25 protein-coding genes and 1 riboswitch are annotated in these 25,957 nt (G+C 72.9%); of the genes, 19 read left to right on the top strand and 6 right to left on the bottom strand.

All coding sequences use genetic code 11. The annotated features are described in order from the left end of the window. Nucleotides 1-11: 11 nt before the first annotated feature. Together AB0K02_RS05630 and AB0K02_RS05625 are read right to left on the bottom strand one after the other, a co-directional pair. Nucleotides 12-716: a DUF5995 family protein gene (locus tag AB0K02_RS05630; RefSeq protein WP_365991078.1), complete on the bottom strand. Its 705-nt coding sequence runs from the start codon at nt 714-716 to the stop codon at nt 12-14. Nucleotides 717-793: 77 nt separating this feature from the next. Beyond that, a complete protein-coding gene (locus AB0K02_RS05625; RefSeq protein WP_365991077.1) occupies nt 794-2,224 on the bottom strand; it encodes a solute carrier family 23 protein in 1,431 nt (476 codons plus the stop codon). 179 nt (nt 2,225-2,403) lie between these two features. Between AB0K02_RS05625 and AB0K02_RS05620 the strand changes: the two genes are divergently transcribed. Beyond that, complete coding sequence (locus tag AB0K02_RS05620) at nt 2,404-2,862, top strand: thioesterase family protein (protein ID WP_365991076.1); 459 nt, start codon at nt 2,404-2,406, stop codon at nt 2,860-2,862. Here the strand turns inward: AB0K02_RS05620 and AB0K02_RS05615 are convergent. After that, a complete protein-coding gene (locus AB0K02_RS05615) occupies nt 2,822-4,036 on the bottom strand; it encodes an MFS transporter (RefSeq protein ID WP_365991075.1) in 1,215 nt (404 codons plus the stop codon). The genes AB0K02_RS05620 and AB0K02_RS05615 overlap by 41 nt on opposite strands. Before the next feature lie 117 nt (nt 4,037-4,153). Here AB0K02_RS05615 and AB0K02_RS05610 point away from each other — a divergent pair, with 117 nt between their 5' ends. The 11 genes from AB0K02_RS05610 (at nt 4,154) to AB0K02_RS05560 (ending at nt 14,403) form a co-directional block, all read left to right on the top strand. Continuing rightward, nucleotides 4,154-5,323 carry an ROK family transcriptional regulator gene (locus AB0K02_RS05610; RefSeq protein ID WP_365991074.1) on the top strand — a complete coding sequence of 390 codons (1,170 nt, stop codon included), beginning with the start codon at nt 4,154-4,156 and terminating at the stop codon, nt 5,321-5,323. 356 nt (nt 5,324-5,679) lie between these two features. Next, a riboswitch (FMN riboswitch) is annotated at nt 5,680-5,810 on the top strand. 184 nt (nt 5,811-5,994) lie between these two features. Beyond that, complete coding sequence (ribD, locus tag AB0K02_RS05605; RefSeq protein ID WP_365991257.1) at nt 5,995-7,044, top strand: bifunctional diaminohydroxyphosphoribosylaminopyrimidine deaminase/5-amino-6-(5-phosphoribosylamino)uracil reductase RibD; 1,050 nt, start codon at nt 5,995-5,997, stop codon at nt 7,042-7,044. Further along, on the top strand, nt 7,045-7,653 hold the full coding sequence (locus AB0K02_RS05600) for a riboflavin synthase (protein ID WP_365991073.1): 609 nt from the start codon (nt 7,045-7,047) through the stop codon (nt 7,651-7,653). It abuts the gene before it with no gap. Then, a complete protein-coding gene (locus tag AB0K02_RS05595) occupies nt 7,650-8,303 on the top strand; it encodes a nicotinamide mononucleotide transporter family protein (RefSeq protein ID WP_365991072.1) in 654 nt (217 codons plus the stop codon). The genes AB0K02_RS05600 and AB0K02_RS05595 overlap by 4 nt, the downstream gene beginning before the upstream one ends. Then, nucleotides 8,300-9,589 (top strand): bifunctional 3,4-dihydroxy-2-butanone-4-phosphate synthase/GTP cyclohydrolase II, encoded by a 1,290-nt coding sequence (locus AB0K02_RS05590; RefSeq protein ID WP_365991071.1) that lies wholly within the window; start codon nt 8,300-8,302, stop codon nt 9,587-9,589. The genes AB0K02_RS05595 and AB0K02_RS05590 overlap by 4 nt, the downstream gene beginning before the upstream one ends. A 31-nt stretch (nt 9,590-9,620) precedes the next feature. Continuing rightward, nucleotides 9,621-10,106: a 6,7-dimethyl-8-ribityllumazine synthase gene (gene ribH / locus AB0K02_RS05585; RefSeq protein WP_365991070.1), complete on the top strand. Its 486-nt coding sequence runs from the start codon at nt 9,621-9,623 to the stop codon at nt 10,104-10,106. Nucleotides 10,107-10,139: 33 nt separating this feature from the next. Continuing rightward, nucleotides 10,140-10,412 carry a phosphoribosyl-ATP diphosphatase gene (locus tag AB0K02_RS05580; protein ID WP_028803646.1) on the top strand — a complete coding sequence of 91 codons (273 nt, stop codon included), beginning with the start codon at nt 10,140-10,142 and terminating at the stop codon, nt 10,410-10,412. 49 nt (nt 10,413-10,461) lie between these two features. Beyond that, nucleotides 10,462-11,310, top strand: a complete 849-nt coding sequence (gene hisG / locus AB0K02_RS05575; protein ID WP_365991069.1) for an ATP phosphoribosyltransferase — start codon at nt 10,462-10,464, stop codon at nt 11,308-11,310. 14 nt (nt 11,311-11,324) lie between these two features. Beyond that, nucleotides 11,325-11,783 carry a PH domain-containing protein gene (locus tag AB0K02_RS05570; protein WP_365991068.1) on the top strand — a complete coding sequence of 153 codons (459 nt, stop codon included), beginning with the start codon at nt 11,325-11,327 and terminating at the stop codon, nt 11,781-11,783. Between the two features lie 191 nt (nt 11,784-11,974). Next, nucleotides 11,975-13,315, top strand: a complete 1,341-nt coding sequence (locus tag AB0K02_RS05565) for a hemolysin family protein (protein WP_365991067.1) — start codon at nt 11,975-11,977, stop codon at nt 13,313-13,315. Next, nucleotides 13,312-14,403: a hemolysin family protein gene (locus AB0K02_RS05560; RefSeq protein WP_365991066.1), complete on the top strand. Its 1,092-nt coding sequence runs from the start codon at nt 13,312-13,314 to the stop codon at nt 14,401-14,403. Before AB0K02_RS05565 ends, AB0K02_RS05560 begins: the two co-directional genes overlap by 4 nt. A 34-nt stretch (nt 14,404-14,437) precedes the next feature. Here AB0K02_RS05560 and AB0K02_RS05555 read toward each other — a convergent pair whose 3' ends face one another. Next, nucleotides 14,438-16,327, bottom strand: coding sequence for an AAA family ATPase (locus AB0K02_RS05555; protein ID WP_365991065.1), 1,890 nt, complete (start codon nt 16,325-16,327; stop codon nt 14,438-14,440). A gap of 418 nt (nt 16,328-16,745) precedes the next feature. Further along, nucleotides 16,746-17,333, bottom strand: a complete 588-nt coding sequence (locus AB0K02_RS05550) for a hypothetical protein (RefSeq protein ID WP_365991064.1) — start codon at nt 17,331-17,333, stop codon at nt 16,746-16,748. Nucleotides 17,334-17,498: 165 nt separating this feature from the next. On the opposite strand from AB0K02_RS05550, the gene AB0K02_RS05545 reads away from it, so the two are divergent. From AB0K02_RS05545 to AB0K02_RS05535, 3 genes are all read left to right on the top strand, one after another. Then, entirely contained in the window at nt 17,499-18,887 is a 1,389-nt protein-coding gene (locus AB0K02_RS05545; protein ID WP_365991063.1) for a peptidase C39 family protein, read from the top strand. A 128-nt stretch (nt 18,888-19,015) separates the two neighbouring features. Further along, nucleotides 19,016-19,165: an SCO1431 family membrane protein gene (locus tag AB0K02_RS05540; protein WP_365991062.1), complete on the top strand. Its 150-nt coding sequence runs from the start codon at nt 19,016-19,018 to the stop codon at nt 19,163-19,165. A 279-nt stretch (nt 19,166-19,444) separates the two neighbouring features. Then, nucleotides 19,445-20,617, top strand: a complete 1,173-nt coding sequence (locus tag AB0K02_RS05535) for an acyl-CoA dehydrogenase family protein (protein WP_365991061.1) — start codon at nt 19,445-19,447, stop codon at nt 20,615-20,617. Between the two features lie 362 nt (nt 20,618-20,979). On the opposite strand, the gene AB0K02_RS05530 is transcribed toward AB0K02_RS05535, so the two are convergent. Further along, a complete protein-coding gene (locus tag AB0K02_RS05530; protein ID WP_365991060.1) occupies nt 20,980-21,384 on the bottom strand; it encodes a hypothetical protein in 405 nt (134 codons plus the stop codon). 204 nt (nt 21,385-21,588) lie between these two features. On the opposite strand from AB0K02_RS05530, the gene AB0K02_RS05525 reads away from it, so the two are divergent. The 4 genes from AB0K02_RS05525 (at nt 21,589) to fxsA (ending at nt 25,641) form a co-directional block, all read left to right on the top strand. After that, nucleotides 21,589-22,029: an Lrp/AsnC family transcriptional regulator gene (locus AB0K02_RS05525; protein ID WP_365991059.1), complete on the top strand. Its 441-nt coding sequence runs from the start codon at nt 21,589-21,591 to the stop codon at nt 22,027-22,029. A 10-nt stretch (nt 22,030-22,039) separates the two neighbouring features. Beyond that, complete coding sequence (locus tag AB0K02_RS05520; protein WP_365991058.1) at nt 22,040-23,665, top strand: amidohydrolase; 1,626 nt, start codon at nt 22,040-22,042, stop codon at nt 23,663-23,665. A 564-nt stretch (nt 23,666-24,229) separates the two neighbouring features. After that, nucleotides 24,230-25,027: a polyprenol monophosphomannose synthase gene (locus AB0K02_RS05515; RefSeq protein ID WP_365991057.1), complete on the top strand. Its 798-nt coding sequence runs from the start codon at nt 24,230-24,232 to the stop codon at nt 25,025-25,027. Nucleotides 25,028-25,074: 47 nt separating this feature from the next. Then, nucleotides 25,075-25,641, top strand: a complete 567-nt coding sequence (fxsA, locus tag AB0K02_RS05510) for an FxsA family membrane protein (protein WP_365991056.1) — start codon at nt 25,075-25,077, stop codon at nt 25,639-25,641. Nucleotides 25,642-25,957: the final 316 nt, after the last annotated feature.

Genomic DNA, 25,957 nt, shown 5'->3' with positions numbered 1-25,957 from the left:
GCCGGGGCGCGTCAGCGCCAGGGGGTCAGCAGGCAGCGGCCCACCAGACCGACGCCCGCGTCGAGGCGCTCGGTGAACTCCTCGGCCAGGTCCGGCAGATCACGCAGCCCCCACAGCAGCCGCGCCGCCGACCACGCCCCCTCCCGGGCGCGCTCCAGGCTCCACGAGCCGACGAGGTGCGTCAGGGGGTCGGCGATCTGCAGCAGGTCGGGCCCGGGCATCACGTCCTCGCGGATGCGTTCCTCCAGCAGCACGAGCACGTCGCCCACCCGGTCGAACGCGCCCTCCAGGTCGGCCGGTTCGCAGCCGAGCGCATGGCAGGTGTCGACGACGGCGAGCGCCAGGTCGTGCCCGATGTGCGCGTTGATCCCGGCGAGCGCGAACTGGAGCGGCCGTACGCCGGGATGGCGGCGGTACTGGAACAGCGGCCGCCAGCAGGCCGGCGGACGCAGCCCCTCGGACACCGCGTCGACCGCCGACAGGTAGCGGCGGGCGAACAGCACCTCGAGCGTGACGGCGGCCCGCCGGTCCGCGATCAGGCCGTCCTCGATGTGCCGGCCGAGCTCCCGGGTGACCGCGAGATAGACGCGGTTGAACACCGCGACGCCGTCCCCGGCCGGCCAGGCGGAGCCGTACGCGAGCATCCGCCGCACCACCGAGTCAACCGCTGCCGGGCCTTGGCCCGGCAGCACTGCGAGCTGTTCACTCTGCGCCATGGAGGCAGGGTCCCAGGCCACCGCCCGGCGGCGCGCTGACGGGCCGCGGCTTCGCCGGAAAGGAGGACGGGGCGCCTCTAGGAACCCGCGCCGGGCCTGCTCGGGGCGCCCTCGGCGTTCTCGGCGTCCTTCACGTCGTACGAGGAGGTCCCGGCGTCCAGCAGGGGCTCCTGCTCCTGCATCCGCTCCTTCATGTGCGCCGGGGCGAAGGCGCGCAGCACGTGGTAGCCGGTGATGACGACGATCGTGCCGAGCGCGATGCCACCGAGCTCGAAGGTGTCGGTGATCTTCAGGCTGACGCCGCCGACCCCGATGACGATGCCCGCGGCGGCCGGCACGAGATTGAGCGGATTGCGCAGGTCGACATCGGCGTTGATCCAGATCTGGGCGCCGAGCAGCCCGATCATGCCGTACAGGATCACGGTGATGCCGCCGAGCACTCCGCCGGGGATGGCGGCCACGACGGCGCCGAACTTGGGGCACAGCCCGAAGAGGAGCGCGAATCCGGCGGCGGCCCAGTAGGCGGCCGTGGAGTAGACGCGGGTGGCGGCCATGACGCCGATGTTCTCGGAGTACGTGGTGTTGGGCGGGCCGCCCACGGCGGTGGACAGCATCGACGCGGCGCCGTCGGCAGCGATCGCCGTGCCGAGCCTGTCGTCGAGCGGGTCGCCGGTCATCTCGCCGACGGCCTTGACGTGTCCGGCGTTCTCCGCGATGAGCGCGATCACCACGGGGAGGGCGACGAGGATCGCGGACCACTCGAAACTCGGGGCGTGGAACGACGGCAGGCCGATCCAGTCGGCCTTCGCCACGCCGGAGAGGTCCAGCCGCCAGTGGTCGACGGCCTGGCCGCCGACGGAGGAGTGGATCTTCCCGAAGATCCGGTCGAGCGCCCAGGACAGCGCGTATCCGAAGACCAGGCCCAGGAAGATCGCGATGCGCGAGAAGAACCCGCGCAGGCACACCACCGCGAGACCGGTGAACAGCATGACGAGCAGCGCGGTCCACTGGTCCTGGGGCCAGTACGTGGACGCGGTGACGGGCGCGAGGTTGAAGCCGATGAGCATGACCACCGCGCCGGTGACGATCGGCGGCATGGTCGCGTGGATGAGACGTGCGCCGAACCGCTGCACCGCGAGGCCCGCGACGAAGAGCGCCGCGCCGACCACGAGCACAGCGCCGGTCACGGTCGCGCTGTCGCCGCCGGTCGCCCGGATCGTCGCGGCGACACCGACGAAGGAGAGCGAGCAGCCGAGGTAGCTGGGCACCTTGCCGCGCGTGGCGAGCAGGAAGATCACGGTCGCGATGCCGGACATCATGATCGCGAGATTCGGGTCGAGCCCCATCAGCACGGGCGCCACGAACGAGGCGCCGAACATGGCGACGACGTGCTGGGCGCCGAGGCCGGCGGTACGCGGCCAGGACAGCCGCTCGTCGGGTCGTACGACGGCACCCGGAGCGGGGGTCCGCCCGTCGCCGTGCAGGGTCCAGCGCACGCCGAGGTCCACGGGCCGCTCCACTTCATGCAGTAGTCAACTATCGGGCGTCATCGTAGTGGCCGGGAGGGACGCATCGGTGCGGAGGAAGACGGCCGCACCATGGCGCCGGACCCCGGGGCGGGGAACGCTCTGAGCGCTCGCTCAGGATGAGGCGGTTTTCAGCCGGAGACCGCTCAGGAGCCGCGCCCGTGACCGCCCACACCCCGTCCGCCCCGGCCGTCCTGCCCGGCGTTCTCGTGCCCGTCACCGTCCACTTCGACGACCTCGACGCGCTGGGACTCCTGCACAACGCCCGCTGTCCGCTCCTTGTCGAGCGGGCATGGCCGGCGTACTGGCACGAGCGCGGCTTCCGCTACGAGGGCGACTGGGCCGCCGCCGGTGACGCCTGCACCGCCGTCAGGGAACTGCGCATCGGCTACCAGCAGCCCGTCACGCGAGCCGGGCAGTACGCCGTGCACCTGTGGCTGGACCGGCTCGGCCGTACCGGGCTGACGTACGGCTTCCGGTTCTGCTCGGCCGATGGCGCGACGACCTACGCGCAGGGCTCCCGGGTGCTCGTCAGGCTCGACCCCGGCAGCCTGCGGCCCGCCCCCTGGAGCGAGCGGTTCAGGGACGCCGGCCGGGCACTGCTGCGTCCCGCGGAGTGACCTTCACGCTCTCCCGGCCGGCCGTCCGCAGCACGCCCGCGCCGAGGACCAGCCCGAGCGCGAGAACGGTCACCAGGCCGAAGGAGACGACGAGGCTGGTCGCGTCGGCGACCGCGCCGATGGCCGACGGCGCGATCAAGCCGGACGTGTAGGTGATGGTGGCGACGCCCGCGATCGCCTGGCTCGGGTTCGGCCCGCTGCGGCCCGCGGCCGCGAAGGCCAGCGGCACGACGACCGCGACCCCCAGGCCGATCAGCCCGAACCCGCACAGCGCCACCGCCGGCCGGGGCGCGACGACGACCAGCAACCCACCCGCCGTCGCCAGCACGCCCCCGACGCGCACCGTGCGCACCGGCCCGAACCGGTCGACGATCCGGTCGCCGGCGAGCCGCGCCACCGCCATCGTCAGCGCGAAGGCCGTGGTCGACGCGGCGGCGAGCCCCGGCGACGTGTCCAGCACGTCGCGCAGGTACACCGCTGACCAGTCCAGGCTCGCGCCCTCCGCGAACACCGCGCAGAAGCCGATCGCGCCGATGACCAGCGCCGACCTGGGCGGCAGCGCGAAGCGCGGCGGCGGCTCCTCGTCGGGCGTGCTGCGCAGGTCCAGTACGCCCTGGCAGGCGATCAGCCCGAGCGCGGTGAGCGTCGCGGCTGCGAGCAGGTGGTGGAGGCGGGCGTCGCTGCCCAGGTGGGCGGCGAGTGTCCCGCCCGCCGAGCCGATCAGTGCTCCCGCACTCCACATGCCGTGCAGCCCGGACATGATCGAGCGGTCGAGGCGGTTCTCGATCTCCACGCCGAGCGCGTTCATCGCCACGTCCGACATGCCCGCGGTCGCGCCGAACGCGAACAGCGCGGCGCACAGCGTGAAGAGGTTCGGCGCGAGGGACGGCAGGGCCAGGCTCAGCGTCCACAGCGCGAGCAGTCCGCGCAGCGAGGTCCGCGCCCCGAAGCGGTGGCTGATCGCCCCGGCCAGCGGCATCGCCACGGACGCGCCGAGCGCCGGGAACGCCAGCGCCAGCCCCAACTGCCCCGCACTGACGCCCGCGTGGTCCTGGATCCAGGGAATGCGGGTCGCGAAGCTGCCGGTCACGGCGCCGTGCACACAGAAGACGGCGGCGACGGCGACACGGGCGCGCTTCAGCCGGCGCGGCTCCGTGGCCATTTCCCTCGACATGCGGACATCCCCTCCCCGAGTAGGTGAGCCGTAAACTATCAGGGAGCCTTCCTGATAGATACTGGATTTCCGTGCTCCTCGCCCCCGAGCGACCGGGCCGTCTGGAAGGATTCCGGCATGCCCGCATCCCCGAGCACCGCCCGGGCCATCAACGACCGGCTCGCCCTGGAACTCCTCCAGGAGGAGGGCCCGTTGACGGCAGGCCAGCTCAAGAGCCTCACCGGCCTGTCCCGGCCGACCGTCGCCGACCTGGTGGAGCGGCTCCAGGGGGCCGGCCTCGTCCGGGTGGTCGGCGAGGCGGGCGCCGACCGGCGCGGGCCCAACGCCCGCCTGTACGGGATCGTCGCCGATCGCGCGCATCTCGCCGCCCTCGACGTCCGCACCCAGAGCGTCTCCGTCGTGGTCGCCGACCTCCTCGGTACCACGCTGGCCGAGGCCACGCTGCCCATCGACGGTGACACCGGCACCGAACCCGCCGTCGAACAGGCCGCCGCGCTCCTGGAGCGCGCCGTCCGTGAAGCCGGTGCCGCCCGCCTGCACAGCGTGGGCATCGGGGCGCCGGGGCTGATCGACCCGGTCGCCGGGGAGCTGCGCGAGTCCAGCGGTCTGCCCGCCTGGCACCGGCGTCTGGTCACCGCGCTCCAGGAGCGGCTCCCCGCTCAGGTGGTCGTCGAGAACGAGACGAACCTCGCGGCCCTGGCCGAACAGCGCGCCGGTGCGGCCCGCGACCGGGACACGTTCGCCTTCCTCTGGCTGGGCCACGGCGTCGGCGCGGCACTGTTCCTGGACGGGCGGCTGCGCAGGGGAGCGTCCGGCGGAGCGGGCGAGATCGGCTTCCTGCCCGTGCCGGGGACGGCGGGCCTGCCGTCGGCGGTCGACTGCGGCGGCGGTTTCCACTCGCTGGCCGGGTCGGCCGCGGTCTGTGAGCTGGGCGAGCGTCACGCGATCGCGGCGCCGGCCGAAGACCCGGAACCACTGGCCGCCGCGGTGGTCGCGACCGCCGTCGCCGACGGACGCGACGACTTCCTCGACGCCCTGGCCGACCGCATCGCCGTGGGCGCGGCGGCGGTCGTGTCGGTGCTGGACCCGGGCTGCGTGGTACTCGGCGGCGAGGTGGGCCACGCGGGCGGCACGGCGCTGGCCTCGCGCGTGGAGACACGGCTCGCGAGGATGTCGCCGCTGCGGACGGAGGTGCGCGCGGGGGAGCTGGGCGGATCGGCGGTCCTCAGCGGCGCGCTGCGCCTGGCACGCGAGGCGGCGCAACGGGAACTGTTCGCGGGGCCGTGAGGCTGGGCGCACCCCAAGGCCGCCAGGCCATAGGGACACCCCAGCCCCGCCGGCGTTTGAGGCGCGGGGTTCAGGGCGGAGCCCCGACGGGCGCGCCGCGTACAAGCAGCCCCGCCGCCTGAGGCGCGATGGCCCGGCAGCACACCGGCCCCCCGCCCCCGGCCCCTGCCCCCGGCAACCGGCGGCGGCAAGGACCCAAGACCGCTGCCCCGCTGCGCGGATGGGGCCGCTTTCCGATCGACATGTGCCTGTATGCCCGGACCGTCCCGCAGGGGCTGTGTCATGTGTGAGTCAGCCCACAGCGTTCCCCCGCTTGGCCGAGCGCCCGGCATGGCACACTGGCCCTGTATCAGCAGCAGCGCACTCCGGGGTCGGTGCAATTCCGAACCGGCGGTTACAGTCCGCGACCCGTCCGCAGCCAGCGGCCGGTTGACCAGGTGAAATTCCTGGACCGACGGTTAAAGTCCGGATGGGAGGCAGTGCGCGGCGGGTGACCCTCACGGGTGTGCCGGCCGTACGGTACGGGTCGACGTTCGCGGCGATCCCGTGCCCTCGGCCTCGGCGTTCCCCGGTGCGGTGTCGTTTCCCGCTCTCTGTCGTCATCGACAGGCCCCGGAGTCCGTGCCCGAATGAGGCAGGAGGACCCGGTGGCCACACCCGACACGGACGCCATGCGACGGGCGATCGCGCTCGCCGTCCGTGGTCTCGGCTCCACCAGCCCCAACCCGGTCGTCGGGTGCGTCGTCACCGACGCCGCCGGACGCGTCGTCGGCGAGGGCTTCCACCTGCGTGCCGGCGGGCCGCACGCCGAGGTCCACGCCCTGCGCGCCGCCAGCGACCTGGCCCGCGGCGGCACCGCGTACGTCACCCTCGAACCCTGCAACCACACCGGACGCACCGGCCCCTGCGCACAGGCCCTGATCGAGGCCGGTGTCGCCCGCGTCGTGTACGCGGTCGCCGACCCCACCCCGCAGGCCACCGGCGGGGCCGACACCCTGCGCGCCGCCGGACTCCGGGTCGAACAGGGGCTCCTGGAGGACGAGGCCGAGGCGGTCAACGCCGCCTGGCTCACCTCCGTACGCCTCGGCCGCCCCCACGTCACCTGGAAGTACGCGGCCACCCTCGACGGCCGCATCGCCGCGGCCGACGGCAGCAGCCGCTGGATCAGCTCGCCTGAGTCCCGGGCCGATGTGCACCGCCTGCGTGCCGAGTCCGACGCGGTCGTCGTCGGCTCGGGCACCATGCGGGCCGACGACCCCCACCTCGCGGTGCGCGGCGTCGAGGGTGCGACCCAGCCCCTGCGGGTCGTCGTCGACACCGACGCCGCGGCGGTGCGGCCCGGCGCGCGCGTGCTCGACGCGGCCGCGCCCACGCTCGTCGCGATCGCCGAGGACGCCGAGAGCGACCTGCCCGACGTCCTGCGCCTGCCGCGCGCCGAGGGCGGGCTGTCCGTGCCCGCGCTGCTCGCGGGGCTGCACGAGCGCGGCGTCCGCTCCGTCCTGCTCGAAGGCGGCCCGACCCTCGCCGGAGCCTTCGTCACCGCGAACGCCGTCGACCGCGTCGTCGGCTACCTCGCGCCCATACTCCTCGGCGCGGGCCCCGCGGCCCTCGCCGACGCCGGAATCACCACCATCGCCGAAGCGTTGCGGCTCGACGTCACCGAGACCGTGCGCATCGGGCCCGATCTGCGCATCACCGCGACCGTCACCAAGGGAGCTTGAGTGTTCACCGGAATCGTCGAAGAGCTGGGTGAGGTCACCGCCGTCGAGAACCTCGGCGACGCCTCCCGCTTCCGCCTGCGCGGACCCGTCGTCACCGAGGGGGCCAAGCACGGCGACTCGATCGCCGTCAACGGTGTCTGCCTCACCGTCGTGGAGACCGGCGACGGCGAGTTCACCGCCGACGTGATGGCCGAGACGCTCAAGCGGTCCAGCCTCGGGGCCCTCACCACCGGCTCCCGCGTCAACCTGGAGCGCCCGATGGTGGCCGACGGACGCTTCGGCGGCCACATCGTCCAGGGGCACGTCGACGGCACCGGCACCATCGTCGAGCGCATCCCCTCGGAGCACTGGGAGATCGTGAAGATCTCCCTCCCCGCCGAGCTGGCCCGGTACGTCGTCGAGAAGGGCTCCGTCACCGTCGACGGCGTGAGCCTCACCGTCGTCGAAGCGGGCCCCGACTACTTCACGATCAGTCTGATCCCCACGACGCTCGCCCTGACCACGCTCGGCGTCAAGCAGAGCGGCGACCCGGTCAACCTCGAGGTCGACGTCATCGCCAAGTACGTCGAGCGGCTGCTCGGCGCCGACCCGAAGGGCAACGCGAAGTGAGCGCGCTGAGCTGGCTCAACACGGAGGCGTTCACCCTCTTCGGGCAGCACATCATGTGGTCCGACATGATCGGCAACGCGATCGGGCTCATCGCGCTCGCCCTCGGCTGGCGCCGCTCCGTCCTCACCTGGCCCGCGCAGCTGCTGTCCGGCGTCATCCTCGTCGGCGCGTACGCCTCCGCCCATCTCAGCGGCGGCGTCGGCAAGCAGCTCCTGGTCATCGGTGTGGCCGCCTGGGGCTGGCACCAGTGGACCCGCGGCCGCCGGCAGGCCCAGGACGGCTCCATCGCCGTTCGCTTCGCCTCCTGGAAGGAGCGCGGCCGGCTCGCCGCCGGCGCGGTGCTCGGCACGCTCGCGGTGGGCGGCCTGTTCACCGCGTTCCCGTCGCTGTCCTGGAGCCCGTGGGCCGACGCGTACATCTTCGTCGGCACGCTGGTCGCGATGGTCGCCCAGGCCCGGGGCCTGGTCGAGTTCTGGTTCGCCTGGCTGCTGGTCGACCTCGTCGGTGTGCCGCTCGCCTTCAGCAGCGGCCTCGCCTTCTCCGGCCTCGTCTACGTGATCTACTTCGCCCTCGTCGTCTGGGGCGCCTACGACTGGTGGCAGCGCTCACGCCGGAGTGCCGCGCCCGCTCTGGAAGGAGTCGCCGCATGACCGCCCTGCCCACCTGGTACGCCGCCGACAGCCTCGAGGACCTCGCGCTCGACCCGGTCGAGCAGGCCATACGCGACATCGCCGCGGGCCGCCCGGTCGTCGTCGTCGACGACGAGGACCGCGAGAACGAGGGCGACCTCGTCATCGCCGCGGAGAAGGCCACGCCCGAGATCATCGCCTTCATGATGAGCGAGTGCCGCGGCCTCATCTGCGCCCCGATGGAGAGCGACGAGCTGGAGCGCCTGGAGCTGCCCCAGATGGTGGGCAACAACACCGAGTCGATGCAGACGGCCTTCACCGTCTCCGTCGACGCGGGCCCCGCCTACGGCGTCACCACCGGCATCTCCGCCTCCGACCGCGCCACCACGCTCCGGCTGCTGGCCGGCGGGCAGGCCGGCCCGTCCGACTTCGTGCGCCCCGGGCACATCTTCCCGCTGCGCGCCAAGCCCGGCGGCGTGCTGACCCGTCCCGGCCACACCGAGGCCGCCGTCGACCTCGCGCGCCTCGCGGGTCTGCGCCCGGCCGGAGCGATCGTCGAGATCGCCGGTGAGGACGGCGTCATGCTGCGGCTGCCCGAGCTCGTCCCGTTCGCCCGCAAGCACGGCCTGACGATCATCTCCATCGAGGACCTGATCGCCTACCGTCGCAGCTCCGAGCCGACCGTCAAGCGCGAGGCGGAGGTCAACCTGCCCACCGCGCACGGGCAGTTCACCGCCTACGGGTACCGCTCCACCGTCGACGGCGTGGAGCACGTCGCCCTCGTCCACGGCGACATCGGCGACGGCGAGGACGTGCTCGTGCGCGTCCACTCCGAGTGCCTGACCGGCGACATCTTCCACTCGCTGCGCTGCGACTGCGGTCCGCAGCTGGAAGCCTCCATGGACCGCATCACCGAGGCCGGCCGCGGCATCGTGGTCTACCTGCGCGGTCACGAGGGCCGTGGCATCGGACTGCTGTCCAAGCTGCGGGCGTACGAGCTCCAGGAGCGCGGCCGCGACACCCTGGACGCCAATCTGGAGCTCGGCCTGCCCGCCGACGCCCGTGACTACGCGGCCGGGGCGCAGATCCTCGCCGACCTCGGGGTGCGCAGCACTCGGCTGATGACCAACAACCCGGACAAGACCGCCGCGCTCACCCGGCACGGCATCGCCGTCCTCGGACGCGAGCCGATGCCCGTGACGGCCGGCGAGCACAACCTGCGGTACCTGCGCACCAAGCGGGACCGGATGGGCCACGACCTGCCCTGGCTCGACGCCGCCGGCACGTCCGCCTGCAACAACCAGTAAGACACTCACAGACCATCGAGGAGACACGTACGTGAGCGGCAAGGGCGCACCCGAACTGAGCGTGAAGAACTGCGGCGACCTCCGGGTCGCCGTGATCGCGGCGCAGTGGCACGAGAAGATCATGGACGGACTCGTCGACGGCGCCCTGCGGGCCCTCCACGAGCTCGGCATCGACGAGCCGACCCTCCTGCGGGTCCCCGGCAGCTTCGAGCTCCCGGTCGTCGCCAAGGTCCTCGCCGGCCGCGGCTACGACGCGATCGTGGCGCTCGGCGTGGTCATCCGCGGTGGCACCCCCCACTTCGAGTACGTGTGCCAGGGCGTCACCCAGGGCCTCACCCAGGTGTCCATCGACACCGGCGTCCCGGTCGGCTTCGGCGTGCTGACCTGCGACACCGAGGAGCAGGCGCTCGACCGGGCCGGACTGGAAGGGTCGAACGAGGACAAGGGGCACGAAGCGGTCACCGCGGCGGTGGCCACCGCGGCCATCCTGCGTTCAGTATCCGAACCCTGGCGCTGAGGAGAGCCCACTTCCGCGTAGGGTGGGAGCACCATGTCCAAGAAGACGTTCGAGGAGCTCTTCACCGAGCTCCAGCACAAGGCCGCCAACGGCGACCCCGCCACCTCCCGGACCGCCGAGCTGGTGGGCAAGGGTGTGCACGCCATCGGCAAGAAGGTCGTCGAGGAGGCCGCCGAAGTGTGGATGGCCGCCGAGTACGAGGGCAAGGACGCCGCCGCCGAGGAGATCTCCCAGCTGCTGTACCACGTCCAGGTGATGATGGTCGCGCGCGGGATCTCCCTCGACGACGTCTACGCCCACCTCTGAGCCCGCCCGCCCGTACGTACAACCCACGCGAACGAAGGAAGCCCGTCTCATGCTGCGCATCGCCGTCCCCAACAAGGGTTCACTGTCCGGACCTGCGGCGGAGATGCTCCATGAGGCCGGCTACCAGCAGCGCAAGGAGTCCAAGGAACTCGTCCTCGTCGACCCCGAGAACGAGGTCGAGTTCTTCTACCTGCGCCCCCGCGACATCGCGATCTACGTCAGCTCCGGCAGGCTCGACATCGGCATCACCGGCCGCGACCTGCTGCTGGACTCCGGCGCGAACGCCGAGGAGATCCTCCAGCTCGGCTTCGCCCGCTCCACCTTCCGCTACGCCACCAAGCCCGGCACGGCGAAGGGCGTCCAGGACTTCGGCGGCATGACGATCGCCACGTCCTACGAGGGCATCGTCGACAAGCACCTCGCCGACAACGGCGTCGACGCCTCCGTCGTCCACCTCGACGGTGCTGTCGAGACCGCGATCGAGCTGGGCGTCGCCCAGGTCATCGCGGACGTCGTCGAGACGGGCACCAGTCTGCGCAACGCGGGCCTCGAAGTCATCGGCGAGCCGATCATGACCTCGGAGGCCGTCGTCATCCGGCGTACCGGAGCCGACGCCGAGGACCCGCAGGTGCAGCAGTTCCTGCGGCGTCTCCAGGGCGTCCTCGTCGCCCGCAGCTACGTGATGATGGACTACGACTGCCGCGTCGAGAACCTGGAGCAGGCCGTCGCGCTCACCCCCGGGCTCGAGTCGCCGACCATCTCCCCCCTCCACCACGAGGGCTGGGTCGCCGTCCGCTCGATGGTCGCCGCCAAGGAGGCCCAGCGGATCATGGACGACCTCTACGCCCTCGGCGCGCGGGCCATCCTCACCACGGCCATCCACGCCTGCCGGCTCTGAGGACCGCCCGACACATGCCCGCCACGACACCCCGCGTCCCCGCGCTCCCGGTCACCTTCAGGCCGACCCGCACCCGGATCGTCCTGCTCACCGTGGGCGCGGTGATGTGCACCGTTCTCATCGCCGTCACCCTCCTCCTCGAACGCCTCAGCGGTCCCGAGCGGGTGAGCTTCATCTTCACCGCGCTGCTCTTCTTCGGTGTGCTGGCACTGCTCAGCAGGCCGAAGGTGGTCGCCGACGAGGGCGGCGTGACCGTCGTCAACCTCACCCGGACGCGCCGGCTCGCCTGGGCCGAGATCCTGCGCGTCAACCTGCGTCCCGGTGACCCGTGGGTCTTCCTCGACCTCAGCGACGGAACGAGCCTGCCCGCCCTCGGCATCCAGCCGGGCATCGCCAAGGCTCAGGCCATCGACGACGCCCGCGCCCTGCGCGCCCTCGCCGAAGCCCACGGCACCCGCCCGGACGAGGACTAGCCCCCCACATCTGCCCCCGCCGCCCCCGGCTTGATTACTCTGGTGGGCGGCGGCGCCAGGTGCGCCCCGCCCCGCACCACGCGGCCCCGAGCGGCCGGCGGGGCTTTCCTACGACCCGAGGAGTGACTCCCTCCGGCAATGGACGGATCGTCCGGTAGTACCTGCGCCGCCCCCTCACAGGAGGCGGCGGCATGATCATCCCGCTTCTGCTGCTCGCCGCAGCGTTCCTTCTCATCCTCGCCAACGGCTTCTTCGTGGCGGCCGAGTTCGGCCTCGTCACCGTGGAGCGAGCCGACGCCGAGCGTGCCGCCGCCGAAGGCGACAAACGCGCCCGCCGGGTCGTCGCCGCTCTGCGGCAGCTGTCGTTCCAGCTCTCCGGCACCCAGCTCGGCATCACCATCACCTCTCTGGTCGTCGGCATGCTCGCGCAGCCGGCGCTCGCCCAGCTGCTCGACGGACCGCTCACCGCCACCGGACTGCCCGACGGCGTCGTCCCCGGCGTCGCCGTCGTGATCGGCATGCTGCTCGCCTCGGCCGTCCAGATGGTCGTCGGCGAACTCGTCCCGAAGAACTGGGCGGTGTCCAGGCCGTTGCAGGTCGCGCGCTTCGTCGCCGGTCCGCAGACCCTGTTCTCGGCCGTCTTCCGCCCTGTGATCACCCTGCTCAACGCCGCGGCGAACCGCCTTGTACGGCTCTTCGGCGTCGAGCCCGCCGAGGAGCTGGCCTCCGCCCGTACCCCGGGCGAGCTGGTGTCCCTCGCCCGTCACTCGGCCCAGGCCGGCGCGCTGGAGCAGGACACCGCGGACCTTTTCGTACGGACCCTGTCCCTGGGCCACCTGACGGCCCAGCACGTCATGACGCCGCGGGTGAAGGTGAGCGCGCTCCAGTCGGACGCCACCGCCGCCGACGTCCTCAACCTCACGCGTGCCACGGGCCTCTCCCGGTTTCCCGTCTACCACGAGCGCATCGACGAGATCATCGGAATGGTGCACCTCAAGGACGCGCTCGCGGTCCGGGCCGAGGAGCGCCGGCGCATCCGGGTGTCCGGCATCGCCGTACCGCCGCTGCTCGTTCCCGAGACGCTGCCCGTGCAGCAGCTCCTCGAACGGCTGCGCAGCGAACAGCCGATGGCCGTCGTCGTCGACGAGTACGGCGGCACGGCCGGCGTGGTCACCCTCGAGGACATCGTCGAGGAACTGGTCGGCGAGGTCCGCGACGAGCACGACGCCGAGGCCGACGCCCGGCCGGAGCTCGTGCCCGTCGCGCCCGAGGACGGCAGGCCGGCCTGGGAGGCCGACGGAAGCTGCCGGGTCCTCACCCTGCGCCGCATAGGCCTCGACGTGCCCGACGGCCCGTACGAGACCGTCGCCGGCCTCGTCGCCGACTTGCTGGGCCGCATCCCCGCCCCCGGCGACCGGGCCGAACTGCCCGGCTGGCGCCTCTCGGTGCGTCAGGTCGACCGCTATCGCGCCGAGCGCGTGCGCCTCGTGCGCACCGCCGGCGTACCGGCGCTGACGGAGGCCGCCCGATGAGCGCCGTTCAACTGCTGTTCGCCCTGCTCCTGGTCCTGGCGAACGGTTTCTTTGTCGGGGCCGAGTTCGCCCTCGTCTCCGTACGCCGCAGCCAGATCGAACCGCTCGCCGCCGACGGCTCGGGGCGGGCCCGGCAGGTCCTGCACGGTCTGGAGAACCTGCCGCAGATGATGGCGGCCGCCCAGTTCGGCATCACCGTCTGCTCGCTCACCCTCGGCGCCGTCGCCGAACCGACCGTCGCGCATCTCCTCGAGCCCGTCTTCCACGCGGCCCGTGTCCCCGAGGGGCTGATCCACCCTCTCGGCTACGTGATCGCGCTGGCGGTCGTCGTCTTCCTGCACCTCGTCGTCGGCGAGATGCTGCCGAAGAACCTGGCCATGGCCGCGCCCGAGCGGACGGCGATGTGGCTCAGCCCCGGCCTCGTCGGTTTCGCGCGGCTGTGCCGTCCGGTGACGTCGGCGCTCGGGGCCTGCGCCAAGCTGGTGCTGCGCGCCTTCCGGGTCGAGCCGAAGGACGAGGTGGAGGCCGTCTTCACCAGCGACCAGCTGGGACAGCTCGTCGAGGACGCGGGCCAGGCCGGACTGCTGGCCCCCGCGGAACAGGAGCGTCTGGAGGACGCGCTGGAACTGGGCAGCAGGCCGGTGAGCGAGGTGCTCATCGCCCGGTCCGCGCTCGTGACCGTGCCGCCGTCGGTGACGGCGCGGCAGGTGGAGGAGCTGACCGTCCGCACGGGCTACTCCCGGTTCCCGGTCTCCGCCGGAGGCACCGGCCCCTTCATGGGCTATCTGCACGTCAAGGACGTGCTGGACCTGGAGGACGGCGAGCGGCCCGTGCCCCAGCACATCTGGCGGCCGATGGCGACGCTCCGCGCCGAGCTTCCGCTCGACGACGCGCTCACCGTGATGCGCCGCGCGGCGACGCACCTGGCGCAGGTCGCCGACGAGTCCGGGCGGGTGCTCGGTCTCGTCGCCCTGGAGGACGTGCTGGAGATGCTGGTGGGCGAGGTCCGCGACCCGGCACACCGCGTCACGGTGGCGGCACGAGCGCCGCGGACGTCCGCGAGCCCGGACTCGGCCCTCGTGAGCTGAGCCGGGCGTTCCGCAACGACCGGGCGGCGGCGCCCTAGCCGAGGGGAGGCTCCTGCGGATCGCGGCCCGCCGGGCCGCGGCCCGACAGGACCTCCCCGTAGGCCTGCATCAGATCCGGGAGCCGCAGCGTCGACAGGTCCTCGCGGTTCAACGTGCCCGGATACATGGACAGCCGCAGGTCCCGGTACGCGCAGCTCTTCTCGTACAGCGTGCGCAGGAACCGGCCGTTGCCCAGCTCGTCGATCCAGCCCTGCTCGACGACATGGCCGCTGATCGAGCACAGCTCCTCCCGGGCCTCCTCGTCCCACACGTCGCCGTTCTCCGCGGCCAGCACCTCGCCGATCGCGGTGAGTTCGAGGGGACGGTAGGACGGGAAGTCGACCCGGGTGGTGAACCGCGAGGAGAGGCCGGGATTGGTCGCGAGCAGGCGGTCCATGCCCTCGGGGTAGCCCGCCAGGATGACCACCAGATGGTCGCGGTTGTCCTCGGCGCGCTTGAGCAGCACCTGCAGCGCCTCGTCGCCGTACGCGTCGCCCTTGCTGTAACCCGAGTTGGACAGGCTGTACGCCTCGTCCACGAAGAGCACCCCGCCGAGCGCCGAATCGATCAGCTCATTGGCCTTCACCGCCGTCTGGCCGAGGAACTCGCCCACGAGATCGGCCCTTTGGGCCTCCACCAGGTGGTCGCCGCCGAGCAGCCCGAGCGCGTAGAACACCCGGCCGAGGATGCGGGCCACGGTGGTCTTGCCGGTGCCGGACGGGCCGGAGAAGACGAAGTGCCGCTTGGGCGGTTGTACGGGAAGGCCCTGACCGGCCCGCAACCGGGCCATCTCCAGCTGCGCCGACAACGCCTTGACCTGCCGTTTCACCGGCTCCAGGCCCACCATGCGCTCCAGCTCCGCCAGCGCCTCGGCCAGGCGCACCGGGTCGGTGGGGCCCGACGGGAAGTGCGGGGGAGCGGCCTGCGGGGGCACGGTGGCGCGCCGCCGGAGCCCGTCCGCGGACGCAGGCCCGCTGCCCGGCAGCTGGCTCCCCGGGTCGCCGGGCAGCCGCTCGGTGGCGACGGGGCCCTCGCCCTCGGCCTGGACGTCCGCGGTGTCGGCGCCGAAGCCGGTCAGCGACACGGTGGCCAGGCCCGCCGCCTCGTCGTAGCCGTCGATGCCGTCGTACTCCGCGATGGCGGCGAGCCGTGCCGAGGTGTCCATGAAGGCCGGATCGATCCGGTGCACGGCCCGGTACAGCGGCAGGGCCGCGGCGCTGCGTCCGGTGCCCTCGTGGGCACGCGCCAGCCAGTACCTCAGCTCCTTGCGCTGCGGCTGCTCGCTGCGGCAGCGCATCAGCGCGGCGGACAGCATGGGCTCCGCCTGGCTGAACATCTCCAGCCGCACCCGGGCCATCCCGCCGAACAGGCCGGCCTCGATGCCCAGCAGCGGATCGTCCACCAGCGGCTCGGTGTGGCGCACCAGCTCTTCCCAGTCCTTGACCAGGTAGGCGCGGCAGGCGTGCAGGAAGCGCACCTGGGGATCGGCGTCCACGGGCGGAAGCCCGGCCAGCGCCCGGTCGAGCTCGGGCACGTGGCGGCCGTCGAGCCAGTGGGAGGCGTGCGCCAGCAGGAGATCGCGCCGGCTCTCCAGCACGGGCTGCACCCACCAGCCCAGCCAGTACCAGGAGTTGAGCGTACGGCGGTGGCGTGCGCGCTGCTCGCCGAACCGTTCGCGGTGGCGGTACATGCGCAACAGGGCGGTGGTGGTGTCGACGCGCAGGGCGTGGAGCCCCAGCCACGCGTCGGCCATTCCCGGGTCGAGCCGCACGGCGGCGCGGAACTCCTCCTCCGCCTGCGGGTAGGCACCCATGGTGCAGGCGTCCACGCCGCGCAGCCAGGCGAACTCGGCCGGAGTCCGTGCCCCCTGCGTGCCGTCGTCCATAGGGTCCCCCACACTCCCCCCACAAACCGTGCACCAGTGTTGTCGCGCCAGGGGGCGCCCACCGGCAGCGTATGCAACGACCATGCCGCGGACGGGAATTGAGCCCACCGGGTTGCATCGTACCGGCGCGCGGGAGCTGCGCTAAGAGCGCCGCGAGGGCCAGGCGCCGGTGACCCACGGTGAGCGAAGGGGCCGGAAGAGTGCCGACGGCCCGGGGGGAAGGGCAGAACGAAGCCCCCGATCACGGGGGAACAACCGGGGGCTTCGTGTCTGCGGCGGCTCCGGAAAGCCGCACATTGAGAACGTAAGACCTGTACGCCCCGTCGGTCAAGCAGAGTTGAGGCGACTCTTCCGCGGCTGACCCGACTGCTCGGTATGCCTGGCCAGGGCGATCACCGTCGGTGATCGCGTCGTCCGTTCATGCTGCCCCGTCAGATACCACCGACCACTCATAACCCTCGGGACACTCGCGTACCAGGATGTCCGCGTGCGGACGGGACGGATCCGCGGAGAAATGGCGCAACTCCGCCGTCGTCCACCCGTCCCAGAAGGCACCGAGCCCGGCGCCGTCGCGCTGCCTGCCGCGTGCCCAGGACTCCTCGGCGGCACGGTCCATCCACAGCAGACGGGCCAGGTGGGGCCGCAGAGCCCGCCTCCCCGCGCCGACGCCCTCGACCAGGACGACGGGCGCCGCCGGCAGCGGACTTGGCTGAAGGAAACGCCTCAGATTCCAGTCGTACGGGTGAAACAGCGCCGTTCGTCCACGGGACAGCGGGGCGATCACCTCGTCCAGCATCCGGCCGGTCCACGCGAACAGCTCCTCGTGCGTGGCGAGGTCGTCCAGGTGCAGCACCGGCACGTCGTCCTCGCCGAACGCGGCGGCGAGCCGGGCCGTGAACGTGCTCTTGCCCGAGCCGGCGTGGCCGTCCACAGCGATCAGGCGTACCGGGCCGCACGAAGGGGCCAGTGCGCGCAGCCGCGCGGCGAGCCGGTCGAGATCGTCCATGGGGCAAGGGTAGAAGCCGCCACGGTGCGAGAGGGGACGCACCCGCAGGTCATGCCAGTGGACCAGACCAATATTGCCCCGGCCGACGCGGTCCGAGGTGCTGGCCGAAGCCCCGCCCGAGCCGGGATAGTTGGCCCACTGTCGCGCACCTGACTTGGGGGTCCCATGGCCAGATCCACTTCGCGCAGAACCGTCCTGGGCGCCGCGATCGCGGCCGCCGCGAGCGCCGGAACACTGTCCGCCGCCGCCGGGCCGGCGGCCGCCTCACCGGTGGCCGGCCCGGCCGGCGCCGCCCCTTCCTCCCGCCGGAACGCCGCCACGGCCCCGCTCGTCGACAACCGCTTCTGGTCCACCTACACCGACTGGCGCTGCGGCGACCGGGCCGGCACCGCCGCCGTCTCCGGCCGCCGCCCCGGCGTCGTGATCACCACGCCCGCGGGCACCGTCGACTACACCGATCCGCACACCGGGCGCAGCGCCCGCTGGGAGTACGCGACCTGGACCTCGCCGGTGCACCGCTCGGCGGTGCCCGCGACCGAGGTCATCGCGTCCTGGAACGCGCACACCCCTGCCGGGACCTGGCTCCAGGTCGAACTCACGGGCACCTATTCGGACGGCACGGACACACCCTGGTTCGTGATGGGCCGCTGGGCCGCGGGCGACGGCGACATCCGCCGCACCTCCGTCGACGACCAGGGCGACGGCAAGGCGAGCATCTGGACCGACACCTTCGCCGTCGACGACGCGGCGAGCGGGCTGCGCCTGACCTCCTACCGGCTGCGGCTGACGCTCCACCGCAGGCCCGGCACCCGCCTCACCCCGACCGTGTGGCGCCTCGGCGCGATGGCCTCGGACATCCCGGACCGCTTCGGCGTACCGGCCTCGGAGCCGGGCCTCGCCCGCGAGCTCGCTGTCCCGCGGTACTCGCAGAACACGCACGTCGGCCAGTACCCGGAGTACGACAACGGCGGCGAGGCATGGTGCAGCCCCACGTCGTCCCAGATGATCATCGAGTGCTGGGGGCGCAGGCCGAGCGCCGACGACCTGGCCTGGGTGAACCCGGAGTTCGCGGACCCGCAGGTCTGCCACGCGGCCCGCTTCACCTACGACTACCAGTACGAGGGGTGCGGCAACTGGCCCTTCAACGCGGCCTACGCGGCGACCTACCGCGACATGAGCGCGGTGGTCACCCGGCTCTCCTCGCTCACCGACCTGGAGACCCTGATCCGTGCCGGCATCCCGGCCATAACGTCGCAGTCGTTCCTCGAGGAGGAACTGACCGGAGCCGGCTACGGGACCGCGGGGCACCTGATGACGGTGATCGGCTTCACCGCCGACGGGGATGTGATCGCCAACGACCCGGCGTCGCCGAGCAACGAGGCCGTGCGCCGTGTCTACCGGCGGGCCGAGTGGGAGAAGATCTGGCTCCGCACCAAGCGCTACAACGCGAGCGGGAAGGTCGTGTCCGGCACCGGCGGCGTCTGCTACGTGTACTGGCCCGCCGCCCCCACGCCCGCCCAGCGCCAGGCTCTGGCGGCGGTCGGCATCCACTGAGGCGGCCGGTGAGGCGGCCGGCCGGGTCCCGGGGAGTGACGAACGTCTCTACCCCGGGGCCCGGCGGGGCTGGCACTGTGGTGGGGCCACGGGGGAGACCACCCGCACGCCGACCGAACGAGACCGCCATGACTTCGACCGCCGCCACCGTCGACACCACCCGGCTCCGTACCCGCACCGGAGGCCCCGACGACGAGTCGTCGGTGCTGGAGCACGTCCTCGGCTGGACGCTCGTGGTCGTGCTCGCCATGCTGATCACCCAGCTCGGCCTGCTCTAGATCCTTTCTTTCGTAGGAGTGGGCCTGGACCGCGCCGCCGTCGGTCAGGACCGCGGACCGGTTTCGCCGCTTTCCGGCACCATCGCGGCATCGCCGCAGGTGCTTCCCGGCACCTCGTGACGGGAGCCGTCCGATCGGGCATACTCAACGCGCCAACAGCCGCCAACCAGGCTCTTTCGTGATCCGGAAGGGCACCATCGGCGTGGCAGAAGACCCGGCGACGCGCCCTCACCCTGCCCGCGCGACGCCGCAGCGCCCGACAGGGAGGAGAGCGCCGCAATGCCCGACCGCGCCCCGCAGCCGGTGGACCGTCAGCTGCCCACCGAGGAGGCCAGGGACCTGATCGCCCTGGTCCGCGACATCGCCGAGCGGGAGATCGCTCCCCGTGCGGCCGAGGAGGAGGAGGCCGGGCACTTTCCGCGCGAGGTCTTCCGGCTCCTGTCCGAATCCGGCCTGCTCGGCCTGCCCTACCCCGCCGAGTACGGCGGCGGTGACCAGCCGTATGAGGTCTACCTCCAGGTCCTCGAGGAGCTGGCGGCCGCCCGTCTCACCGTGGGCCTCGGCGTGAGCGTCCACTCCCTCGCCTGTCACGCGCTCGCCGGCTACGGCACCAAGGAACAGCGCGCCGACCACCTGCCCGCGATGCTCGGCGGCGGCCTGCTCGGGGCGTACTGCCTCTCCGAGCCCGCCTCAGGGTCCGACGCCGCCTCGCTGCGCACCAAGGCGGTGCGCGACGGCGACGACTGGGTCATCACCGGCACCAAGGCGTGGATCACTCACGGCGGCGTCGCCGACTTCTGCACCGTCCTCGCCCGTACCGGTGGCGAGGGCGCCCGCGGCATCACCGCGTTCCTGGTCCCGGGCGACGCTCCGGGGCTGAACGCCGCCCTGCCGGAGAAGAAGATGGGCATGAAGGGCTCGCCCACCGCCCAGCTGCACTTCGACGGCGTCCGCATCCCCGACGCGCGCCGCATCGGCGACGAGGGCCAGGGCTTCGCCATCGCGCTCTCCGCGCTGGACTCCGGGCGCCTGGGCATCGCGGCCTGCGCCATCGGCGTGGCCCAGGCCGCGCTCGACGCGGCCGTGGGGTACGCGACGGACCGCAAGCAGTTCGGCCGCCCGATCGCCGACTTCCAGGGACTGCGCTTCATGCTCGCCGACATGGCGACGCGCATCGAGGCCGGTCGGGCGCTGTACCTGGCGGCGGCGCGGCTGCGGGACGCGGGCCGGCCGTTCTCGCGGCAGGCCGCCATGGCCAAGCTGTTCTGCACCGACGCCGCCATGAGCGTCACCACGGACGCCGTCCAGGTGCTCGGCGGCTACGGCTACACGCAGGACTTCCCGGTCGAGCGCTACATGCGCGAGGCCAAGGTCCTGCAGATCGTCGAGGGCACCAACCAGATCCAGCGCATGGTCATCGCCCGTCACCTGGCCGGGCCCGAGACCCGCTGACCCGCCCCTCCCACGCCAGGGGCGCCGCGAGCCTGCTCCACTCGGGATCCCGGCGCCCCGGCAGTGTCCTGCCGCGGCTCGCCCACAGTGTGAGCAGCTCGCGGTAGATGGGTGGATCCGCCGGGTGATGAACCGATTCTTCATAGGCGGGCACGAGAAGCCGCCGACGGCCGCGCGTCGCGGTCGTGGAGTACAGCGTCATGCCGGGCCAACGCCCGGGCCCCGCGACGGGTTACCGCCGGACCGATTCGAGCGCCAGTCCACGGTGTACACAGGACGTCCGCGCGGTGGACGCATGGGGTCCGCGCGGTGGCGTGGCGGCGGGCCGCGGCAGCGCGGCCCGCGCGCTCAGGGGTGCTCCGTCAGGCCGCGCGCCGCATCTGCGGCACCTTCAGCGGCCGCGATCCCGGACCGCCGACGTGCGAGAACGGCTGGGTGCGCCAGTCGAGCCCCTGGGGCAGCGTCAGCAGCAGGGCGGTGTCCTGCTCCTGCGCCTCCAGCGACTCGTCCGCGGGCCGGGCCTCGCCGGCGGACCGGCCGGTGCCCGAGCACACCGTCAGTCCGAAGGGGTTCCACGGGGTCGGGCACAGCGCGTGCTCCGGCAGGACGTCCTCGTCCGCCAGGAGCGCGATCGGCTGGGCGCAGTCCGGGCACACGACCCGGTACATCTCGAAGGTGTCGTACGTGTCGAACTCGTCGCCGTCGGCCTGTGCGGCCGAATCGACGGGCTCCAGTTCGGTACGGCCGTCGTTCTTAACGCTCTGCATGGAGAATCTCCCCCTCGGATGGGCCGACCAGGCGCTGATGGCCTCGACCACAGCAAGCAATGCCCATCGCGCGGGGCGGGTAACCGTGAGGTCACGGCCGACCCGGGCGCAAACCTGTGGTGTTCGTCACATGGGTGTCGTCAGGCCCCCTCGCGGCCCTCGTGGACTGTGCCGGAGACGGCCCGGGGCAATAGGTTGATCCGCATGGAGGAGCTGGATCGTCAGATCGTGGAGTTGCTCGTCAAGGACGGGCGGATGAGCTACACCGACCTGGGCAAGGCCACGGGCCTGTCCACCTCGGCGGTGCACCAGCGCGTCCGTCGTCTGGAGCAGCGGGGCGTCATCCGCGGCTACGCCGCCGTCGTCGACCCCGAGGCCGTGGGTCTGCCGCTCACCGCGTTCATCTCGGTGAAGCCGTTCGACCCCAGCGCCCCCGACGACATCGCGGACCGGCTCGCCGGGGTCCCCGAGATCGAGGCGTGCCACAGCGTCGCGGGCGAGGAGAACTACATCCTCAAGGTGCGCGTCGCCACGCCGCTCGAACTGGAGCACCTGCTCAGCCGCATCCGCTCCCTGGCCGGCGTCTCCAGTCGCACCACGGTCGTCCTGTCGACCCCGTACGAGGCCCGCCCGCCGCGTATCTAGTCTTGGTCCCATGACCGAGCGCACCGCCCCCCAGAGCGAACACCGCACCGTGCTGCTGCGCGGTGGAGAAGTCCACAGCCCCGCCGATCCGTTCGCCACCGCGATGGTCGTCGAGAAGGGACATGTCGCCTGGGTGGGCTCCGAGGGCGCGGCCGACGCCTTCGCCTCCGGCGTCGACGAGGTCGTCGACCTGGAAGGCGCCCTCGTCACCCCCGCGTTCACCGACGCGCACGTGCACACCACGGCGACCGGACTCGCCCTCACCGGCCTCGACCTCTCCGGCGCCGTCTCGCTGGCCGAGGCCGCCGCACTCGTCCGGGCGTACGCGGACGGCCGCCCCGGCGACCGCATCCTGATCGGACACGGCTGGGACGCCGCACGCTGGCCCGAGGCCCGTGCGCCGCGGCGCGAGGAGCTCGACCAGCTCACCGGCGGACGTCCCCTCTACCTCACCCGTATCGACGTCCACTCCGCCGTCGTCACCACGGCCCTGCTGGACCTCGTCCCGGGCGTCCGCTCGCTGGCCGGCTTCCGCGACGGCGAACCGCTGACCGGCGACGCCCACCACGCCGTACGCGCCGCCGCCTACGCGGCCCTGTCCCCACAGCAGCGCACCGAGGCGCAGCGCGCCGCGCTCCGGCACGCCGCGTCCCTCGGCATCGGAACCGTCCACGAATGCGGCGGCCCCGACATCTCCTCCGAGGACGACTTCACGGGCCTGCTCACGCTCTCCCGGGACGAACCGGGACCGCGCGTGGTCGGCTACTGGGCCGACCGGGACGTCGAGCGGGCGCGCGCTCTGGGCGCGCTGGGCGCGGCGGGCGACCTGTTCGCCGACGGTTCGCTCGGTTCGCACACTGCCTGCCTCCACGAGCCGTACGCCGACGCCGGCCACACCGGCTCCGCCCACCTCGGCGCCGCCGACGTCGCGTCCCACGTCGTCGCCTGCACCGAGGCCGGCCTCCAGGCCGGGTTCCACGCCATCGGCGACGCTGCCCTGACCGCGGTCGTCGACGGCGTCCGCGCCGCGGCCGACAAGCTGGGCCTCGCCCGTCTCCGCGCCGCCCGTCACCGCGTCGAGCACGCCGAGATGCTCACCCCCGAAACCACCGCCGCCTTCGCCGAGTTCGGGCTCACCGCTTCCGTCCAGCCGGCCTTCGATGCGGCCTGGGGCGGCGAGACGGGCATGTACGCCCAGCGGCTCGGCGCCGAACGCGCCCGCACGCTCAACCCGTACGCGGCGCTGCTGCGCGCCGGCGTCCCCCTGGCGTTCGGCTCCGACAGTCCCGTGACCCCGCTGGACCCGTGGGGCACCGTCCGGGCCGCCGCCTTCCACCGCACCCCCGAGCACCGCGTCTCGGCCCGGGCTGCCTTCACCGCCCACACGCGGGGCGGCTGGCGGGCCGTCGGCCGCGACGACGCGGGCGTCCTGGTGCCGGGGGCGCCGGCGGACTACGCGGTCTGGCGCACCGGCGAACTCGTCGTCCAGGCGCCCGACGACCGCGTCGCCCGCTGGTCCACCGACCCGCGCTCCGGCACCCCCGGTCTGCCGGACCTCACGCCCGGCAACGACCTGCCCGTCTGCCTGCGGACGGTGGTCCGCGGCCGCACCGTCTTCGAAGGACCGAACGGGTGACGTGCGGACATTTCGTACCGCCGATCGATGTCCGGACCGCTCGGCCTCGACCTGCGGATCTTCGCCTCTGACCTGGTGATACGGCCGATTCCCGCTGGTGGCGCGACTGTTGACAGCGAGCGCCCACCGGCCGGTAGGTTCGGCCGGGTCCACCACAGGACGTCCGACCGGCACCTTCCACGCAGTCGTCGAACGCCGCTGGGTCATGGGGTGGTGTGCCGCACCGGCGCACCACCACTGGGAGCCAGGTTCAGCGCCCGCGCCTCGGGGGCAGAGGGAAGTGCGGCCGGTCGGCAGGTGCGACCCGGGTGGGGCCCGGCGTTCAGTAGACAACGGCTCTCGGTCGACCCGCAGCCAGCGGGCCCCAGGTCGGCCCGAAGGACGCCGGGTCCGATCCGCTGCCGGACGCCGCGGCACGGCGGCCCGTTCGCCGCTCCCGCAGCCGGTTCCGGCCCCGCACCCGCCCCGTACGGCATCCGTTGCGTCATGATCCGCCGCCACCCGGCGGTGCGCTCCGAGCGCTCGCTATGGTGGGGCTCTGCGTACGGACTTTAAGGGGCAGCAGTGAACGACGGTGGTGCGGTTCCCCATGGCGGACCCCAGGGGAGGAGGTACGGCCCGCTCGGCAGGACCCTCGTGATCATCCCGACCTACAACGAGGCCGAGAACATCAAGGCGATCGTCTCGCGGGTGCGCGCCGCCGTTCCCGACGCCCACGTCCTCGTCGCCGACGACAACAGCCCCGACGGCACGGGCAAGTTCGCCGACGAGCTCGCCGTCGCCGACGAGCAGGTGCACGTCCTGCACCGCAAGGGCAAGGAAGGGCTCGGCGCCGCGTACCTCGCGGGCTTCCGCTGGGGCATCGAGCACGGTTACGGCGTCCTCGTCGAGATGGACGCCGACGGATCCCACCAGCCGGAGGAACTGCCCCGGCTGCTCACCGCGCTCAAGGGCGCGGACCTGGTCCTCGGCTCGCGCTGGGTGCCGGGCGGCCGTGTCGTCAACTGGCCCCGGCACCGGGAGTTCCTCTCCCGCGGCGGCAGCACGTACTCCCGCATGCTGCTCGGCGTGCCCATCCGTGACATGACCGGCGGGTACCGGGCCTTCCGTGCGGAGACGCTGCAAGGTCTGGGGCTCGACGACGTCGCCTCGCAGGGCTACTGCTTCCAGGTCGACCTCGCGCGCCGGGCCGTGGCCGCGGGCTTCCACGTGGTCGAGGTCCCGATCACCTTCGTCGAACGCGAGCTGGGCGACTCCAAGATGAACAGGGACATCGTGGTCGAGGCGCTGTGGCGGGTCACGGCCTGGGGCGTGGGGAACCGGGCGAGCCGGCTGCTGGGCCGGAAGCCCGGGGCTTCCTGATCCATCCCTTACGCCACTCCGGCGGGCGCCCAGGCACACTGGGGGGCATGACATCCGGCGCATCGACCTCGACCGCACCCCGGCGCTCACGCGCCCGCACCCTCGCTCCCCTCGGCATCGCCGCCTGGCTGGTCCTGGAGATCTGGCTGCTGACTCTCGTGGCCGGAGCGGCCGGCGGCTTCGCCGTCCTCGGCCTCCTGGCCGGAGCGGGCGTGCTCGGCGCGGTGGTGATCAAGCGGGCGGGACGCCGTGCGTTCACCAACCTCACGCAGACGCTGCAACAGCAGCCGGGTGCCGCCGCGCCGACGGGTAGCGGCGAGGGCAACGGCCTGCTGATGCTCGGCGGTCTGCTGCTGATGCTGCCGGGTCTGGTCTCGGACGTACTGGGTCTGCTGCTCCTGCTGCCTCCCGTGCGCACCCGCCTCGGCCGCTACGCGGAGCGCTCGCTGGAACGCCGGATGAGGGCGGCGTCGCCGGGCTCGCTGGGCAATGTCTTCCAGCAGGCCAGGATCCACCGCCCCGACGGGAAGGTGGTCCAGGGAGAGGTCATCCGCGACGACGCGCCCCCGGCCGACAGCCGGACCCGTCACCCGCGTCCGCCGCTGACCCCCTGACGGCCGGGCCACGGCGGGGTGCCGACGGCCTGCGAGGGCGCAGGCCCGGGCCATGAGGGTGTAGCGGCCCCGCCTGCCCGCTGCCCCCGGGAGACCGTATGCCCCGAGGTGCGGGCCACCTGGCCGGATACGGCCCGCTGCCCCCGGAGACCGTATGCCCCGACGGGCCGGGCCACCCGGCCGGGTGCGCCCGAGGGTGCGCTGCCCCGCCTGCCCGGGCGGACCGCCGCCACGCGGCCCGGAGCCCGACGCAGCGGAGCCGCGGGGGGGGGGGGGGGGCGGGGGCGGGGGGGGGGGGGGGGGGGGCGGGCCGGAG

The sequence above is a fragment of the Streptomyces sp. NPDC049597 genome (assembly GCF_040675505.1).
Lineage (GTDB): Bacteria > Actinomycetota > Actinomycetes > Streptomycetales > Streptomycetaceae > Streptomyces.
Note: the sequence above shows the minus strand (reverse complement) of the source record. Positions and strands in the feature narration are given on the sequence as shown.

Excerpts from the sequence above, each read along its gene's own strand:
- AB0K02_RS05555 (WP_365991065.1), bottom strand. The coding sequence starts at position 16,327 with ATGGACGACGGCACGCAGGGGGCACGGACTCCGGCCGAGTTCGCCTGG.
- AB0K02_RS05590 (WP_365991071.1), top strand. The coding sequence starts at position 8,300 with ATGACCGCCCTGCCCACCTGGTACGCCGCCGACAGCCTCGAGGACCTC.
- AB0K02_RS05545 (WP_365991063.1), top strand. The coding sequence starts at position 17,499 with ATGGCCAGATCCACTTCGCGCAGAACCGTCCTGGGCGCCGCGATCGCG.
- AB0K02_RS05535 (WP_365991061.1), top strand. The coding sequence starts at position 19,445 with ATGCCCGACCGCGCCCCGCAGCCGGTGGACCGTCAGCTGCCCACCGAG.
- AB0K02_RS05520 (WP_365991058.1), top strand. The coding sequence starts at position 22,040 with ATGACCGAGCGCACCGCCCCCCAGAGCGAACACCGCACCGTGCTGCTG.
- ribD (WP_365991257.1), top strand. The coding sequence starts at position 5,995 with ATGCGACGGGCGATCGCGCTCGCCGTCCGTGGTCTCGGCTCCACCAGC.
- AB0K02_RS05530 (WP_365991060.1), bottom strand. The coding sequence starts at position 21,384 with ATGCAGAGCGTTAAGAACGACGGCCGTACCGAACTGGAGCCCGTCGAT.
- AB0K02_RS05540 (WP_365991062.1), top strand. The coding sequence starts at position 19,016 with ATGACTTCGACCGCCGCCACCGTCGACACCACCCGGCTCCGTACCCGC.
- AB0K02_RS05560 (WP_365991066.1), top strand. The coding sequence starts at position 13,312 with ATGAGCGCCGTTCAACTGCTGTTCGCCCTGCTCCTGGTCCTGGCGAAC.
- AB0K02_RS05580 (WP_028803646.1), top strand. The coding sequence starts at position 10,140 with ATGTCCAAGAAGACGTTCGAGGAGCTCTTCACCGAGCTCCAGCACAAG.
- hisG (WP_365991069.1), top strand. The coding sequence starts at position 10,462 with ATGCTGCGCATCGCCGTCCCCAACAAGGGTTCACTGTCCGGACCTGCG.
- AB0K02_RS05525 (WP_365991059.1), top strand. The coding sequence starts at position 21,589 with ATGGAGGAGCTGGATCGTCAGATCGTGGAGTTGCTCGTCAAGGACGGG.
- AB0K02_RS05615 (WP_365991075.1), bottom strand. The coding sequence starts at position 4,036 with ATGTCGAGGGAAATGGCCACGGAGCCGCGCCGGCTGAAGCGCGCCCGT.
- AB0K02_RS05570 (WP_365991068.1), top strand. The coding sequence starts at position 11,325 with ATGCCCGCCACGACACCCCGCGTCCCCGCGCTCCCGGTCACCTTCAGG.
- AB0K02_RS05550 (WP_365991064.1), bottom strand. The coding sequence starts at position 17,333 with ATGGACGATCTCGACCGGCTCGCCGCGCGGCTGCGCGCACTGGCCCCT.
- fxsA (WP_365991056.1), top strand. The coding sequence starts at position 25,075 with ATGACATCCGGCGCATCGACCTCGACCGCACCCCGGCGCTCACGCGCC.
- AB0K02_RS05610 (WP_365991074.1), top strand. The coding sequence starts at position 4,154 with ATGCCCGCATCCCCGAGCACCGCCCGGGCCATCAACGACCGGCTCGCC.
- AB0K02_RS05565 (WP_365991067.1), top strand. The coding sequence starts at position 11,975 with ATGATCATCCCGCTTCTGCTGCTCGCCGCAGCGTTCCTTCTCATCCTC.
- AB0K02_RS05630 (WP_365991078.1), bottom strand. The coding sequence starts at position 716 with ATGGCGCAGAGTGAACAGCTCGCAGTGCTGCCGGGCCAAGGCCCGGCA.